14 protein-coding genes and 1 pseudogene are annotated in these 14501 nt (G+C 75.2%); 11 read left to right on the plus strand and 4 right to left on the minus strand.

The window, feature by feature from the left end; all coding sequences use genetic code 11:
• Window positions 1–167: 167 nt before the first annotated feature.
• The 7 genes from Athai_RS33345 to Athai_RS33375 are packed head-to-tail and all read left to right on the plus strand — an operon-like array spanning window position 168 to window position 6009.
• Entirely contained in the window at window positions 168–1091 is a 924-nt protein-coding gene (locus Athai_RS33345; RefSeq protein ID WP_203965153.1) for a phytoene/squalene synthase family protein, read from the plus strand.
• Window positions 1088–2419 carry a cryptochrome/photolyase family protein gene (locus tag Athai_RS33350; protein ID WP_203965154.1) on the plus strand — a complete coding sequence of 444 codons (1332 nt, stop codon included), beginning with the start codon at window positions 1088–1090 and terminating at the stop codon, window positions 2417–2419. Before Athai_RS33345 ends, Athai_RS33350 begins: the two co-directional genes overlap by 4 nt.
• Window positions 2420–2459: 40 nt before the next feature.
• Window positions 2460–2777 carry a lycopene cyclase domain-containing protein gene (locus tag Athai_RS33355; protein WP_203965155.1) on the plus strand — a complete coding sequence of 106 codons (318 nt, stop codon included), beginning with the start codon at window positions 2460–2462 and terminating at the stop codon, window positions 2775–2777.
• Window positions 2767–3126 carry a lycopene cyclase domain-containing protein gene (locus Athai_RS33360; RefSeq protein ID WP_203965156.1) on the plus strand — a complete coding sequence of 120 codons (360 nt, stop codon included), beginning with the start codon at window positions 2767–2769 and terminating at the stop codon, window positions 3124–3126. The genes Athai_RS33355 and Athai_RS33360 overlap by 11 nt, the downstream gene beginning before the upstream one ends.
• Window positions 3123–3773: a lysophospholipid acyltransferase family protein gene (locus Athai_RS33365; RefSeq protein ID WP_203965157.1), complete on the plus strand. Its 651-nt coding sequence runs from the start codon at window positions 3123–3125 to the stop codon at window positions 3771–3773. Before Athai_RS33360 ends, Athai_RS33365 begins: the two co-directional genes overlap by 4 nt.
• Window positions 3767–4852 carry a glycosyltransferase gene (locus Athai_RS33370; protein ID WP_203965158.1) on the plus strand — a complete coding sequence of 362 codons (1086 nt, stop codon included), beginning with the start codon at window positions 3767–3769 and terminating at the stop codon, window positions 4850–4852. Before Athai_RS33365 ends, Athai_RS33370 begins: the two co-directional genes overlap by 7 nt.
• Window positions 4849–6009, plus strand: coding sequence for a cytochrome P450 (locus Athai_RS33375; RefSeq protein ID WP_203965159.1), 1161 nt, complete (start codon window positions 4849–4851; stop codon window positions 6007–6009). Before Athai_RS33370 ends, Athai_RS33375 begins: the two co-directional genes overlap by 4 nt.
• On the opposite strand, the pseudogene crtI reads toward Athai_RS33375, so the two are convergent.
• Window positions 5990–7464 (minus strand): annotated as a pseudogene (gene crtI / locus Athai_RS33380) (phytoene desaturase family protein). The gene Athai_RS33375 and the pseudogene crtI overlap by 20 nt on opposite strands.
• A gap of 154 nt (window positions 7465–7618) precedes the next feature.
• Here crtI and Athai_RS33385 point away from each other — a divergent pair.
• Window positions 7619–8725 (plus strand): polyprenyl synthetase family protein, encoded by a 1107-nt coding sequence (locus Athai_RS33385; protein WP_203965161.1) that lies wholly within the window; start codon window positions 7619–7621, stop codon window positions 8723–8725.
• A 153-nt stretch (window positions 8726–8878) separates the two neighbouring features.
• Entirely contained in the window at window positions 8879–10336 is a 1458-nt protein-coding gene (locus Athai_RS33390) for an SDR family oxidoreductase (RefSeq protein WP_203965162.1), read from the plus strand.
• A gap of 42 nt (window positions 10337–10378) precedes the next feature.
• On the opposite strand, the gene Athai_RS33395 is transcribed toward Athai_RS33390, so the two are convergent.
• Window positions 10379–11194: an SDR family NAD(P)-dependent oxidoreductase gene (locus Athai_RS33395; protein WP_203965163.1), complete on the minus strand. Its 816-nt coding sequence runs from the start codon at window positions 11192–11194 to the stop codon at window positions 10379–10381.
• A 393-nt stretch (window positions 11195–11587) separates the two neighbouring features.
• On the opposite strand from Athai_RS33395, the gene Athai_RS33400 reads away from it, so the two are divergent.
• Both Athai_RS33400 and Athai_RS33405 read left to right on the plus strand, forming a co-directional pair.
• Window positions 11588–12187, plus strand: a complete 600-nt coding sequence (locus tag Athai_RS33400) for a TetR/AcrR family transcriptional regulator (protein WP_203965164.1) — start codon at window positions 11588–11590, stop codon at window positions 12185–12187.
• Entirely contained in the window at window positions 12184–13389 is a 1206-nt protein-coding gene (locus tag Athai_RS33405; protein ID WP_203965165.1) for an FAD-dependent oxidoreductase, read from the plus strand. The genes Athai_RS33400 and Athai_RS33405 overlap by 4 nt, the downstream gene beginning before the upstream one ends.
• A gap of 167 nt (window positions 13390–13556) precedes the next feature.
• On the opposite strand, the gene Athai_RS33410 is transcribed toward Athai_RS33405, so the two are convergent.
• Both Athai_RS33410 and Athai_RS33415 read right to left on the minus strand, forming a co-directional pair.
• Window positions 13557–13910: a DUF1707 SHOCT-like domain-containing protein gene (locus tag Athai_RS33410; RefSeq protein WP_203965166.1), complete on the minus strand. Its 354-nt coding sequence runs from the start codon at window positions 13908–13910 to the stop codon at window positions 13557–13559.
• Window positions 13891–14499, minus strand: a complete 609-nt coding sequence (locus Athai_RS33415) for an ArsR/SmtB family transcription factor (RefSeq protein ID WP_203965167.1) — start codon at window positions 14497–14499, stop codon at window positions 13891–13893. The genes Athai_RS33410 and Athai_RS33415 overlap by 20 nt, the downstream gene beginning before the upstream one ends.
• Between the last annotated feature and the right edge of the window lie 2 nt (window positions 14500–14501).

Genomic DNA, 14501 nt, shown 5'->3' on the forward strand with positions numbered 1-14501 from the left:
TGCTCCGGCGCGGCGGTGCGGCCGGGGCACCGGCGGGGCGGCGGGTCCGCGTCGCGGTGGACGTCGCGGTGGACGTCGCGGTGGACATGCCGTTCCCCTCCCCGATTGGCCGGCCGGACGAGAACACCGTAACCTAATCTCATAGCTGCGTCGTTTTACGCATCGATATGCCGTCGACTCGGGGTGGTTTCGTGGCGTCTTTGTCGGCCTCGTACGAATACTGCCGTGCGCTGCACCGTCGGCACGGTCGCAGCTACTACCTGGCGACCCGGCTGCTGCCGGCGTGGAAACGGCGACACGTGCACGCGCTGTACGGCTTCACCCGGTACACCGACGACATCGTCGACCAGCTCGAGACCGGGCGCGGTGGCGACGCCCAGCACCGGGCCAGGCGGCTGGACGGTTGGACGGCGCGGTTCCGGGCCGGCCTGGCCGGCGAGCCCACCGGGCCGGATCCGATCCTGCCCGCGGTGCTGCACACCATCGCCGTGTTCGACCTGCCGCTGGCGGACTTCGACGCGTTCCTGACCAGCATGCGGATGGACCTGACCGTCCGGGAGTACCAGGACTATTCCGATCTGCTCGGCTACATGGAGGGTTCGGCGGCGGTCATCGGCACGATGATGCTGCCCGTCCTGCTGGCCGAGAACCGCGCGGGGCGGCCGGCGGCGGACCGGCTGGCGGCGATGCGAGAGCCCGCCCGGCAGCTGGGGCTGGGCTTCCAGCTGACGAACTTCATCCGCGACGTCGCCGAGGACCTGCAGCGCGACCGGGTGTACCTGCCGCAGCGGGATCTGGACCGGTTCGGGGTGTCCCGCGCCGACCTGGCCGCCGACTCGGCCGGCCCGGCGGTCCGCGAGCTGGTCCGCTTCGAGATCGACCGGGCCCGGGAGCACTACCGGGCGGCCGAGCCGGGCATCGCGCTGCTGCCCCCGGTGTCGCAGCGGTGCATCCGGCTGGCGGCGACGGTCTACGGCGGGATCCTGGTCGAGATCGAACGCAACGGCTACGACGTGCTGTCCCGGCGCGCGGTGGTGCCGCGGCGGCGCCGGCTGACCGCGGTGATCCAGCAGTTGGGGCGCCCGGCATGAGCGCCGAGCCGACCGCGATCGTGCTGTTCACCCGCGATCTGCGGGTGCACGACAACCCGGCGCTGGAGCTGGCGTGCCGGTCGGCGCGCCGGGTGGTACCGCTGTTCGTGGTGCACGAGGGGCTGGGTTTCGCGACCCCCAACCGCCGGCGCTTCCTGCACGAGAGCCTGGCCGACCTGCGGGAGAACCTGCGCGGCCGGGGCGGCGAGCTGATCGTCCGGTACGGCGATCCGGTGGTCGAGCTGCTGCGCCTCGCCGGGGAGGTGCACGCCGAGACGATCGTGCTGGCCCGGGACGTCAGCCGGTACGCGCAGCGGCGGGCCGACCGCATCGCCCGCGCGGCCGGGCGGCAGCGCATCCGGGTACGCACCGTCGACTCGGTCACCGTGGCCCCGCCGGCGGCGCTGACCCCGTCCGGCGGCGGCGACCACTTCCGGGTCTTCACCCCGTACTGGCGTGCCTGGTCGGGGCACGCCCGGCGCACCGTGCCGGCGGCACCGGACCGGATCGAGGTACCCGCCGGGCTGCGCTGCGGCCGGCTGCCACCGGCCGGCTCGCCCCGGGCCCAGCTGCCCACCGGCGGGGAGACCGCGGCGCGGCGCCGGATGCGGTCCTGGCTTTCCGGCAGGCTGGCCGACTACGCCGACCGGCACGACGACCTGCCCGGCGACGCGACGTCGCGGCTGTCCGCCGACCTGCACTTCGGCACCCTGTCGCCGCTGGAGTTGACCCTCGCCGCCGAGCGGGTCGGCGGCGACGGCGCCGCCGCGTACGTCCGGCAGCTGTGCTGGCGGGACTTCCACGCCCAGGTCACCTACGCGTTCCCGGACATCACCCGGGCGGACTACCGGCCGCGCGGCCGGGACTGGCGGGACGACCCGGACGCGCTGGACGCCTGGCGGTCCGGGTGGACCGGGTTGCCGATCGTGGACGCCGGGATGCGCCAGCTGGCCGCCGAGGGGTTCCTGCACAACCGGGCCCGGCTGCTCGTCGCCTCGTTCCTCACCAAGCAGCTCGGCCTGCACTGGGCGGCCGGCGCGCGGCACTTCTTCGACCAGCTGGTCGACGGCGACATCGCCAACAACGCCGGCAACTGGCAGTGGGTCGCCGGCACCGGCAACGACACCCGGCCCAACCGCCGGTTCAACCTGCTGCGCCAGGCGCACCGGTTCGACCCCGACGGCGCCTACGTGCGCCGCTACGTCCCGGAGCTGGCCGGGGTCGCCGGCGCCTCCGTGCACACCCCGTGGCGGCTGGACCGGCCGCCGGCCGGCTACCCGGCACCGCTGCTGGATCTCGACGGCGACCAGGGCGGGCAGCGCCGATGAGTGCCGGCCGCGCCCTCCGGCGCCATCGGTGGGAGCCGTGATGGACGGCTGGCAGTACCTCGCGGTGCTGGCGCTGTGCGTGGCGGTCACGGTGCCGCTGGAGTTCGTGCTCGGGGCCCGGGTGTACCGGCGGCCCCGGGTCCTGCTGGCCACGCTGGCGCCGGTCGTGGTCCTGTTCGGCGGCTGGGACCTGTTCGGCGCTTACCGCGGCGACTGGTGGTACGGCATCCGGCAGACCCTTGGCGTCCGGCTGCTGGGCCTGCCGGTGGAGGAGTGGCTGTTCTTCCTGGTCGTACCGCTGTGCGCGGTGCTGACGTTCGAGGCGCTCGGGACCGGACGGGGCCGCCGTGATCGGTGAGTACACCCTCGGGGCGATCGTGGCGCCGCCACTCGCGCTGGCGGTGGCCGCGCTGCTGCGTACCGGGCTGCTGTGCCGGGGCCGGTTCTGGCTGACGGTGGCGATCACGCTGGCCTTCCAGGTGCCGGTCGACGGCTACCTGACCAGGCTGTCGGACCCGATCGTGCGCTACCGGGACGCGGCGACGTGCGGGATCCGGTTCCCGTGGGACATCCCGATCGAGGACTTCGGGTTCGGGTTCGCGCTGGTCGTGTGCACCCTGGCGATCTGGGTCCGGCTGAGCAGGCGTCCCACCGCCGGCCCGGCGGGCACCGGCCGCGAGGTGACCGGGGCGGGGGCGCGGCGATGATCGACGCCGTACTGCGCGCCACCATGGACCGGGTCCTGCGCCGCGGGCTCGGCGCGGTGTGGGTACGTGGCGGGCTGCCGCCCGGCCCGGTGGTGTGGGCCGCGAACCACCACAGCTGGTGGGATCCGTTCGTCGCGGCCGGGCTGGTGCGCCGCGCCGGCCGGCAGCCGGCGCTGTTGATGGACCAGGCGAGCCTGAACCGCTACCCGTTCGCCCGGCGCGTCGGCGGGTTCGGCACCGACGAGCTGCCGTCCGGCATCCGGTCGCTACGGGCCGGCCGGGTCCTGGTCATCTACCCGGAGGGCCGGCTGACCGCGCCCGGCCCACCCGGCCGGCTGGCCGCCGGGGCCGGCTGGTACGCGCGGCACGCGCCGGCCCGGCTGCTGGTCGCCGCGACGCGGGTCGCCCTGCGCGGCGAGCAGCGGCCCTCGGCGTACGTCACCCTGACCGAACTCGCCGTCGACGGTGACGTCGAGGCGGTGACCGCGGCGCTGTCGGAGGCGCTGCGCGGGCAGCTGTCCGCGCTGGACACCGCGCTCGCCGAGCACGACCCGCGCCTCGCCCTGCCCGGCTTCCGGCGCGCCGTCACCGGCCGGCTCAGCTGGGATCAACGGGTCGACCGGCTGCGGCGGGGCCTCCCGTGGTGAGCCCGGTCGCCGCCGGCGTGCTGGCCTTCCACGCGGTCAAGCTGGCCGGCCTGGCGGTCAACATGGTGACCTTCCCGGTACTGCCGGCGCAGCCGCGCACCGCGACGGCCGGCCGCGTCGCCGTCTCGTTGCTGGTACCGGCGCGGGACGAGGCGGCGCGGCTGCCGGCGACGCTGCCCGGACTGCTCGCTCAGGCGGTGGACGAGATCCTGGTGCTGGACGACGGCTCCCGGGACGGCACTGCCGCCGTCGTGGCCGCCGCCGCGGCCGGGGATTCGCGGCTCCGGTTGGTACCGGGCCGCGCCGCGCCGGCCGGCTGGGTCGGCAAGAACTGGGCGTGCCAGCAGCTCGCGCAGGCGGCGCGGGGCGACCGGCTGGTGTTCTGTGACGCCGACGTGCACCTCGCGCCCGGCGCGGTCGACGCCGTGCTGGCCGAGATGGATCGGCAGCGCGCGCCGGTGCTGTCGGTGTTTCCGCGGCAGCGCACCGGCAGCCTCGGCGAACGGCTGACGGTGCCGCTGATCGACGAGGTGCTGCTGTCGTTCCTGCCCTACCCGCTGCTGCGGCTGCCGGTCCCGGCGGCGGCCTGCGCGAACGGTCAGCTGATGGCCTTCGACCGGGACGGCTACGACCGGATCGGCGGGCACGCGTCGGTGGCCGGCGAGCTGGTCGAGGACCTCGCGCTGGCCCGGCGGGTCCGGCGGCTCGGCCTCCGGCTCGGCCTCGCACTCGGCGGCGAGGCGGTGCAGGCGCGGCTGTACGGCGGTTACGGCGAGGCGGTGCGCGGGTTCGCCAAGAGCCTGCGTGGCGCGCACTTCGGCAGCCGCGCGCTACTGCTGGCGAACCTGGCCGGGCACGCCGTGGCGTACACGGTGCCCTGGCTGCGGTGGAACTCCGGCCGGGCCTGGCGGATCGCCGCGGTCGCCGGCCTGGTCGAGCGGGCCCTGGTCAACGCGAAGACCGGCCGCGGGCAGTACGCCGAGGTCGCGCTGGTGCCGTTCGTCGCCCCGGCGGTGGTGCCGGCCGTGGCCGCCGCGCTCCGGCGGCGGGTGCGGTGGAAGGGACGCGAGTACCGGTGAGCGTCGCCATGCCGCCGGCCGTGCCGCTCGCCGACCTGTGGGGGTGGACGGCGCATCCGCTGCGGTTGCTGTCCGCCGGGGCCGCGGCCGGGCCGGTCTTCCCGCTGCGGCTGTGGCGCCGGGTGCTGGTCGGCTACCGCCCGGACTGGAACCGGGCCGTGCTCGGTGACCTGGACACGTTCCGCAGCGTCGGGAGCCTCAGCGGGCTGACCCCGTACCTGGCGGCCGGCATCGTGCACACCGACGCGCCCGAGCACCACCCGCGTCGCCGTCAGCTCAACCGGCACTTCAGTACGCGCGCCCTCGCGGCGCTGTCGGACCGGCTGGCGGAGCTGGCGGTCCGGTACCGCCCGGCCGAGACGTTCGAGGCTTCCCGCTGGTCGGCGACGCTGGTCCGGCGGATGCTCAACGCGGCGCTGTTCGGCTCCGCGCTGCCGGACGCGTTGCTGGCGCGCTTCCTGGCACCGCTGGACCGCCGGCTGCCGGCCCCGCTGCTGCCCCGGCCGCGCATCTTCTCGCGCCTCGACGCGGCGATCGCGACGGTCCTCGCCGCGCCACCGCCGGGCTGCGTCGCGGCGCAGCTGGTCGGCGCTCCGGACGCGGTCGAGCAGCTTCGTACCGCGTTGGCGGCCGGCTACGACACCACCGCGCACACCCTGGCGTGGGCGGCGTGGCACCTGGCCGGGGAGACCGACGACCGGTACCGCACCGAGCCGGATCCGCTGATCGACGAGGTGCTCCGGCTGTACCCGGCGGGCTGGATCGGCAGCCGGGTCGCCGCCCGCGACACCGGCTGCGCCGGGGTGCCGGTGCCGGCGGGCACCATGGTGCTCTACTCGCCCTACCTGACCCATCGCGACCCGTCGCTGTGGCCCGATCCGACGGCCTTCCGCCCGGACCGGTTCGCCGATGGCCGGCCCAGCTGGTCGTACCTGCCGTTCGCGGCCGGGCCGCGCACCTGCCTGGGTGCGCACCTGGCGAGGCTGATGCTGCGCCGCGCGTTGGACCCGCTGCGTGCGCCGGCGTTCCGGCAGGGTACGGGTGATCCGGCGCCACGGGCCGGGCTGACCCTGCGGCCCGGTGGCCGGCTGCTGGTCGAGGTCGATCACGCCAGGCTGCGGCCCGCCCGGCGGTCGGTCAGCGCTGGCGGCCGGTGACGCGTTCGGCCGCCAGCCGGGCGCTGACCAGGACCATCGGCACGCCGACGCCGGGCTGGGTACCGGAGCCGACGAACACCACGTTGTCCAGGCCGGGCGCCAGGTTGCCGGGCCGGAGCGGGCCGGTCTGGCTGAACAGGTGCGCGGCGGCGAACGGGGTACCGGCGGCCATCCCGGCCCGCGCCCAGTCGGCCGGCGTCACCGTGTGCCGCACCGCGGTCGCCGCGGTGAGGCCGCGGTAGCCACGCTGTTCCAGCGTCTCGAGCAGGTCGTCGGCGTACCTCTCGCCGATCGCCGGCCAGTCGATGCCGGCGGTCAGGTTCGGCGCCGGGGCGAGCACGTAGTAGGTCTGCCCGCCCGCGGGTGCCAGGCTCGGGTCGGTCGCGGTGGGGTTGCACACCAGCAGCGACGGGTCGCTCATCAGCTCACCCGCGTCGATGATCTGCCGGAACGTGCGCCGCCAGGCGGTACCGAAGTGGATGTTGTGGTGCGCGGCGCCGCGGTAGCGGGCGGTGGCACCCAGGTGCAGCAGCACGCAGGACGGCGAGTAGCGCAGTGGCCGGCGGAGCGGCCGGTGCAGCAGGTCGCGGTAGGCGACCGGCAGGTCGGGGTTGAGGACCACCACGTCGGCGGCGATGCGTTCCCCGTCGGCGGTGCGTACCGCGCGCGCCCGGGATCCGGCCAGTTCCACCTCGGTGACCGTGCGGCCGTACCGGATGTCGACGCCGTGCTTGGTCGCGGCCCCGGCCAGCGCGGTGGGCAGGGCGTGGACGCCGCCGCGCGGGAAGAACACGCCGGCCACCGTGTCCAGGTAGCTGATCACGCTGTACAGCGCCAGCGCGCGGTCCGGTGCCACCCCGGCGTACAGGGACTGGAACGAGAAGATCCGCCGGGTCCGTGGGTCGCGGAAGAAGTTGCCGATCTTGGGGCCGAGCCGGCGGAAGCCGCCCGCCGCGGCCAGCCGGGCGAGGTCGCGGCCGAGCAGGTCGACCGGCGAGTCGAAGTTGCGGTCGATGAACGAGTTCCACTCGATCTCGTACATCCGGCGCGCGTAGTCGGCGAACCGGAGGAAGCCGTCGGCCTCCCGCGGGCCGCACACGCGGGCGATCTCGGCGGCGGTACCGGCGGTGCTCTCGCGGATGTCCAGGGTCGAGCCGTCCGGGAAGTGCGCCCGGTAGCTGGGGTCCAGCCGGACCAGTTCCAGCCAGTCGGCGCGGTTCTCCCCGACGGCGGCGAGCGTGTCGTCGACCAGGTCCGGCATCGTCAGCACCGTCGGGCCGGTGTCGAAGGCGTACCCGCCGTCGGTGAGCCGGCCGGCCCGGCCGCCCGGCACGTCCGCCTGCTCCAGCACGGTGACCTGGCGGCCGGCGCCGGCGAGCCGGATGGCGCAGGCCAACCCGCCCAGACCCGCCCCACGATCACGACCCGGTCGGTCGCTCCGATCACCGTACGCACGGTGCACACCTCCACGAGGATCCTGCGTCGGCGCCCACGGTAGCGTACGATCGTGTCGTGCGTCGATTTCTGCATCGATTTTGCCGGGCCGCGGGCCGGACAGGCGCAGCGGTCCAGAGCAGTCCCTGCACCCCGAACACCGAGGTCCGCCGAGATGTTGCCTAGACCGAGCACCGCCACCCCAACCGAGCACGCCGGGCCGGCACGTGCGGTCGGTGCGCCAGCGCCGGACGCCGACCGGAAGTTCGTCACGCAGCAGGTGATGCCCGCCATCGCGGAGCTGCTCGCCGAGGAGCGGCTGCGCTGGAAGCAGAACGACGCGGCCTGGTCGGACCCGGTCGACGCGTTGCAGGACTTCGTCGGCGGCGGGAAGGGGTTGCGGCCCCGCTTCTGCTACTGGGGCCACGCGGCCGTGTCCCACCGCGGCGCCGACGACCTGGTCGTCCGGGCCGGCGCGGCGCTGGAACTGCTGCACGCCTTCGCGCTGATCCACGACGACCTGATGGACGCCTCGTCGATGCGCCGCGGCCGACCGGCGCTGCACCGGGTCGTCAGCGAAACGCACCGGGAGCGACGCTGGTCCGGCGACCCGACCCGGTACGGCGAGGCCACCGCGATGCTCACCGGTGACCTCGCCTTCGGGCTGTCCTGCCGGCTCGCCGCGGAACTGCCGCCCGCGACCCGGGAGGTGTGGAACGCGCTGATCAGCACGCTGACCGCGGGCCAGTTCCTCGACCTCAACGGTGCGGCGCGCCGCGACCGGTCGGTGGCCACCGCGCGCACGGTCGCCGGGTTGAAGTCCGGCCACTACACCGTCACCGGGCCGATGGCGCTGGGCGCCGCCGTCGCCGGTCGCGAGCTGCCGCACCGGCTCGTCCGGTACGGGGATCTGGTCGGCGAGGCGTTCCAGCTCCGCGACGACCTGCTGGGCGTGTTCGGCGACGACGCGCAGCTCGGCAAGCCGGTCGGCGACGACCTGCGCGAGGGTAAGCCCACGCTGCTGCTCGCCGAGGCCCGCGCGGTGGCGACACCCGACCAGCTGCGGATGCTCGACCTCGCCGGCCGCCCCGACCTCGACGCCGCCGACATCCGTGCGCTGACCCGGCTGCTGGACACCTGCGGTGCCCGCGCCCGGGTCGAACGGCGGATCGACACCGACCTTCGGCAGGCCCACGAACTGCTCACCGAACAGCCGCTGGCGCCGGCGGCCCGTGCCGGGTTGCGCCAGCTCGCCGACGGCGCCGGCCGGCGGACCGCGTGACCGGCCGGAAGGCACGGTTCGGACATCGGACGACGATCGGAGCGTTGGGTGAGTGACCAGCACGACGGCCGCCCAGTGGCGGCGCGCGGCCCGTCGACGGGCCGGGCCGGCCAATCGCCTGCGGCGCGGCCGTCCGCCCGCCACCATGGGGGCGTGCGCTGTGTCGTGTTCGGTGCCAGCGGGTACATCGGCGGGCGCCTGGTACCGGACCTGCTCGAAGCCGGGCATCAGGTCCGCGTCGTCGCGCGCGACCCGGCGAAGCTGCGCGACCGGCCGTGGCGCGACGACGTCGAGGTCGTCCGGGGCGACGTGCTGGACGCCGAGAGCACCGGGCGGGCGGTGGCGGACCAGCAGGTCGCGTACTACCTGGTGCACTCGTTGCACAGCACCGACTTCGCCGACCAGGACCGGCGGGCCGCGACGAACCTGTCCGCCGCGGCCGGGCACGCCGGCCTGGCGCGCATCGTCTACCTCGGCGGCCTGCACCCGGACACCGGCGAGCTGTCGCCGCACCTGGCGTCCCGCAAGGAGGTCGGGGACATCTTCCTCGCCGGGCCGGCTGATGCGGTGGTGCTGCAGGCCGCGGTGATTCTCGGTTCGGGGTCGGCGAGCTTCGAGATGCTGCGACACCTGACCGAGCGGCTGCCCGCGATGGTGACGCCGCACTGGGTGCACAACCGGATCCAACCCATCGCCATCCGCGACGTGCTGCGCTACCTGGTCGGCGCGGCGACGTTCCCGGCCGGGGTCAACCGGACGTTCGACATCGGCGGGCCGGACGTGTTGACCTACCTGGACATGATGCGCCGCTACGCGGTCGTCGCCGGCCTGCCGCGCCGGTTCGTGGTGCCGGTACCGGTGTTGACGCCGTGGTTGTCGGCGCAGTGGGTCAACCTGGTCACCCCGGTACCGCGATCCATCGCGGTACCGCTGATCGCGTCGCTGATCCACGAGGTGGTCTGCCAGGAGGACGACATCCTCGAACTGGTGCCCGATCCGCCGGAGGGGCGACTGCACTTCGAGCAGGCCGTGGAGCTGGCGCTGACCCGGATCAGCCAGTACCAGGTGAGCACCCGCTGGTCGGACGCCGGTTCGCCACCCGATCCGTCGGAACCGTCGGCCGCCGACCCGGCCTGGGCGGGCGGCACCGTGTACGAGGACCGGCGGGAAAGGCACACCACCGCGCCGCCCGAGCAGGTCTGGCGGGTCGTCGAGGGCATCGGCGGCGAGCACGGCTGGTACTCGTTCCCGCTGGCCTGGGCGGTGCGCGGCTGGGCCGACCGGGTGTCCGGCGGGGTCGGCCTGGGGCGCGGGCGGCGCGACCCGTACCGGCTGCACACCGGCGAGGCGCTGGACTGGTGGCGGGTCGAGGAGATCGAGCCGGGCCACCGGTTGCTGCTGCGGGCCGAGATGAAGCTGCCGGGCCGCGCGTGGCTGGAACTGTCGGTCTCGCCGGACGGCGACGGCGGTACCCGGTACCGGCAGCGGGCGGTGTTCCACCCGCACGGCTTCGCCGGGCACGCGTACTGGAAGCTGATCGCCCCGTTCCACGACCTGGTGTTCGGCGGGATGGTCGCGAACGTCACCGGTGCGGCGGAGCGACGGAACTGACCGCCCGGCCACCACGCAGGGCTCGCGGGGCGCCGCCGGTGCTCAGCGGGGCAGCCGGTAGCCGCGGCGGAGCAGGTCGTCGAACAGTCGTTGCGGGAGCAGCGTTCTGGCTCTCGGCACCCAGAAACTCCCGCGACCCACGCCGTACCGCCCGCGCGGCTTCCTGGCCGCCACGACCGCGCTGATCAGTTCGGCGACGGCCCGGGGATCGCCACCCCGGCGTAGCGACTCGTGCAGGGTTCGGCGGGCGCTCTCCCGGGGACCGTCGTAGTCGGCGATGGTGCCGGCAGCGTCGCCGGGCTCGCGCAGGAACTCGGTGCGGAACGCGGCCGGTTCGACCAGACTGACGGAGATCCCGAGGTGCCAGACCTCGTGACGAAGCGCCTCGGTGTAGCGGGCGAGGGCCGCCTTGCTCGCGGCGTAGAAACCCTCACCCGGCTCGCCGATCCAGCCGGCCAGCGATCCGACGTTCACGATGCGACCGCGCCGCCGGGCCCGCATGCCCGGCAGTACCGCGTGCGTGACGCGCACGGCGCCGAAGAAGTTGGTGTCGAACACGGCCTCGGCGGCCGCGGGGCTGGTCTCCTCGGCGAAGCCCTCGCAGCTGGCTCCGGCGTTGTTGACCAGCACGTCGAGCTGCCCGCACCGGGTGACGACCGCGTCGACGCAGTCTCGCACCGATCGCGCCGACCGTACGTCGAGGACCAGCATCTCGACGCCGGCGTCGGCCGGGCGGGCCTGCCGCGAGGTACCGAAGACCCGGGCGCCACGCTCGGCGAACAGCCGGGCCGTCGCCCGGCCGATCCCGGTGGCGGCGCCGGTCACCAGCACGGTGGGGCGCGGAGGGGTGGCGGACATCCCGATCCTTTCGACGGTGACGGGTGGCGCGGGCAGCGCCGCTCCGGCGGCCAGCCGGTGACCGGCCGGCGGATCCGTACGGCGCCGATGCCGAGACCGTAGCCCTTCGCCCGAATCGACGGTTTCCCCGAACGCCGCGGCCGGCCGCCCCGACGTGGATCGCGGCGCCGCCGGATTGCCGCGGCCGGCTCGGCGGACCACGAGCGCGCCGCGGCCGCTGCGCCCGGCCGGCTCGACGGGCCGGTCCGGCGGGTGCGGCTGTGGCGTCGCCGCTGGTCACGGCCCCGCGGGGGTTCGCGGTCACCCGGCTTGCCACCGGTGCGGGTGGCGCGCTACCTTCAGGACGATCGTACAGGACGGTCGTACAGGGCGATCGTCCGGAACGGAGCGACGATGGACGCGGCGACGCGGGGGCGCGACGTGCGGCAGCGACTGCTGGCCGCGGCGGTCGAGCTGATCCCGGAACGCGGCTGGACCGCGGTGAGCACCCGGGTGCTGGCCGAGCGGGCCGGCGTGACGCCCAGCGTGGTGCACTACCACTTCCCGTCGGTGTCGGCGCTGCTCGACGAGGCGGTGGTCGGCTTCATGCGGGAGGTCGTCGCCGGCATCGACGAGGTGCTCGCCGCCGCCGACTCGCCGGCCGCGGCGGTCGACGCGATGGTCGCCTCGGTGGCGCGCTACACGGGGTCGGATCCGCTGTCGCTGCTGGCCGTGGAGGCGTGCCTGGCCGCCACCCGCGACGACCGGCTCCGCGACCAGATCGCCGCCGTACTGGCCGAGTCCCGGCACCGGGTCGGCCGCTGGCTCGCAGCGCACGACGTACCGGATCCGGAGACGACCGCCGCGATGCTGCTCGCCGCGGTGGACGGGCTGCTGCTGCACCGCAGCCTGGCGGCCGGCCCGGATCCGGCCGCCACCGCGGCGGTGCTGCGCCGGCTGCTCGGTGCCGGGCCCGACCGGACCGGCAAGGTCGAACAGGAGGAGGGTCGATGAAGGTCGCCGTCTGCGGTGCCGGCATCGCCGGGCTCGCGCTGGCCAACCGGCTCGCCGCGCACGGGGTCGAGGTCGTGGTGCTGGAACGCTCCGCCGCACCCCGGCAACAGGGCTACATGGTCGACTTCTTCGGCCCCGGTTACGACGCGCTGGAGGCGATGGGGCTGCTGCCCGCCGCCCGGCAGGTGGCGTACGAGCTGGACGAGGCGGTGCTGCTGGACGAGCACGGCAACCGGCGGGCCGCCCTGGACCCCAAGCAGTTCGCCAACGGGCCGCAGCTCGACTTCATGCGTCCCGACCTGGAGAAGGTGCTGCGCGACAGCCTGCCACCGGACGTGCCGGTGCGGTACGGGGCGGCGCTGGTCGACGTCGACCACGACGACACCGGGGTCACCGTGACGCTGGCCGGCGGCGACACGGTCCGGGCCGATCTGCTGGTCGGCGCGGACGGCATCCACTCGACGGTGCGCCGGCTGGTGTTCGGACCGGAGTCGGACCACCTGCGTTACCTCGGCTACCAGACCGCGGCGTTCGTGTTCGACGCGCCGGACATCCACCGCGCCACCGCGGGCCGGTTCTGCCTGACCGACACGATCGGCCGGCAGATGGGTTTCTACGGGCTGCGCGACGGCCGGGTCGCCTCGTACGCGGTGCACCGGGCCCCCGACCCGGCCCTGCCGGCGGACCCGCGCACCGCGGTGCGCGAGATCTACCGCGGCCTGGGTTGGGTGGTACCCGAGGCGTTGGACCGGTGCCCGCCGTCCGACGAGATGTACTACGACCAGGTGGCGCAGATCGTGGTACCGCGCTGGAGTCGCGGCCGGGTCGCGCTGCTCGGCGACTCGTGCTACGCGGTGTCGTTGCTCGCCGGTCTCGGCTCCTCGCTGGCCGTCGCCGGGGCGTACGTGCTCGCCGAGCAGCTGCACCGCACGGCGTCGATCGCCGACGCGCTGGCCGGCTACGAACGGATCTGGCGCCCGCTGGCGGAGGAGAAGCAGCAGACCGGCCGGGACGGCGCCCGCTGGTTCCTGCCGGAGACGCCGATGCAGCTCCGGCTGCGGCGCACCGCGCTGCGGTTCATGCGGCTGCCGGTGGTCAACCGGTACGTCGCGGCCATCGTCGGCGGCAAGTCCACCGCGGTGATCAAGAACCTCACCCACGACGCGGCGGGCGCCCCGACCACCGGCCCGGCGCCGCGCTGACCGGACCACGGAGGATCGCCGGCGCCGGCGGGTCGGCCGCGTTGCGGGTCAACGGTGCGGCGGGTCGGCCGCGGCCCCGGTCGGCGCCGCGGCTGGCCGGCGATGCCGACCTCGCCCGGCCGGGCGAGCCCGGCCGGCACCCGGTGCCGGCGGGGGCGCCGGGTCGGTCAGCAGCATCGGGCGGACGGCGGGCCCGGCGGCATCCAGCGACGCCGACCGATCAGCCAGTACGCCAGGGCGGCCGGCGGGCACACCACCAGCAGGACGACGAGCAGGCCCGGGTCGACCGAGCGGGCCGGCCGGGCCGGAGCCGGGGTCGGCAGGTCTCGGGCCAGCTCGGCGAGCTGCGCGCGGGTGCGGGCGGCGTAAGCGGCCGTGACCCGCGCGTCGAACTCGGCCAGGCTCAGCCGGCCCGACGCGTGCGCCGACTGCAGCAGCTCGGCGCACTGCTGGCGTTCCGCGTCGGAGGCCCGCACCTCACGCGGGTGCCGGGGGGCGATCTCACGAGCGGGTTCGGTCATCGGACTCACCTCCTTGCCGTGGGTCGGTGGGGCGATCCTGCAGATCGACCAGCGTGACGACCACTCGCGTCCAGACCGCGCCGGCGGCCGGCTCGGTGGCCGGATCCGGGTCCTCGACCGACGCGGTGAGTTCCTCGATCCGGCTGCGCAGCTCGGCCAGCGCCCGGTCGTCGAGCCGGGCGGCACCGCGGTGCAGGAACACCTCGCGGCGCTGCCCGCCCTGCTTGGCGCGGTAGGCCGCGGCGATGTCGGCGTGGGTGGCCTCCAGCGCGGAGCCGAGGAACGCGACGACCTCCTCCGGGCTCGCGGTGTCGCCCGGCGGTTCGGCCACCGCGGGCGCGTAGACCCGTTCCACCTTGCCGCGCGCCAACCGCCGGTAGTCGGCGACCTCGACCAGCCCGGCCGCTTCGAGCTGGCCGAGGTGGTAGTAGAGCCGGTCGGCGGGCAGTTGCAGGCAGGCGGCGAGTTCCCGGGCCGACCGCGGCTGCTCCCACAGCGCCTCGACCAGCCGGATGCGCAGCGGATCGGCCAGTGCCCGGTGCACGCCGTGCCAGCGCCCCCGCGCCGACCGGGCGGCCCGCTCGACCATCG

It is taken from the genome of Actinocatenispora thailandica (genome assembly GCF_016865425.1).
In the GTDB taxonomy this organism is placed as follows: domain Bacteria; phylum Actinomycetota; class Actinomycetes; order Mycobacteriales; family Micromonosporaceae; genus Actinocatenispora; species Actinocatenispora thailandica.

Excerpts from the sequence above, each read along its gene's own strand:
- Athai_RS33345 (WP_203965153.1), top strand. The coding sequence starts at position 168 with ATGCCGTCGACTCGGGGTGGTTTCGTGGCGTCTTTGTCGGCCTCGTAC.
- Athai_RS33395 (WP_203965163.1), bottom strand. The coding sequence starts at position 11,194 with ATGTCCGCCACCCCTCCGCGCCCCACCGTGCTGGTGACCGGCGCCGCC.
- Athai_RS33365 (WP_203965157.1), top strand. The coding sequence starts at position 3,123 with ATGATCGACGCCGTACTGCGCGCCACCATGGACCGGGTCCTGCGCCGC.
- Athai_RS33415 (WP_203965167.1), bottom strand. The coding sequence starts at position 14,499 with ATGGTCGAGCGGGCCGCCCGGTCGGCGCGGGGGCGCTGGCACGGCGTG.
- Athai_RS33410 (WP_203965166.1), bottom strand. The coding sequence starts at position 13,910 with ATGACCGAACCCGCTCGTGAGATCGCCCCCCGGCACCCGCGTGAGGTG.
- Athai_RS33405 (WP_203965165.1), top strand. The coding sequence starts at position 12,184 with ATGAAGGTCGCCGTCTGCGGTGCCGGCATCGCCGGGCTCGCGCTGGCC.
- Athai_RS33385 (WP_203965161.1), top strand. The coding sequence starts at position 7,619 with ATGTTGCCTAGACCGAGCACCGCCACCCCAACCGAGCACGCCGGGCCG.
- Athai_RS33350 (WP_203965154.1), top strand. The coding sequence starts at position 1,088 with ATGAGCGCCGAGCCGACCGCGATCGTGCTGTTCACCCGCGATCTGCGG.
- Athai_RS33400 (WP_203965164.1), top strand. The coding sequence starts at position 11,588 with ATGGACGCGGCGACGCGGGGGCGCGACGTGCGGCAGCGACTGCTGGCC.
- Athai_RS33355 (WP_203965155.1), top strand. The coding sequence starts at position 2,460 with ATGGACGGCTGGCAGTACCTCGCGGTGCTGGCGCTGTGCGTGGCGGTC.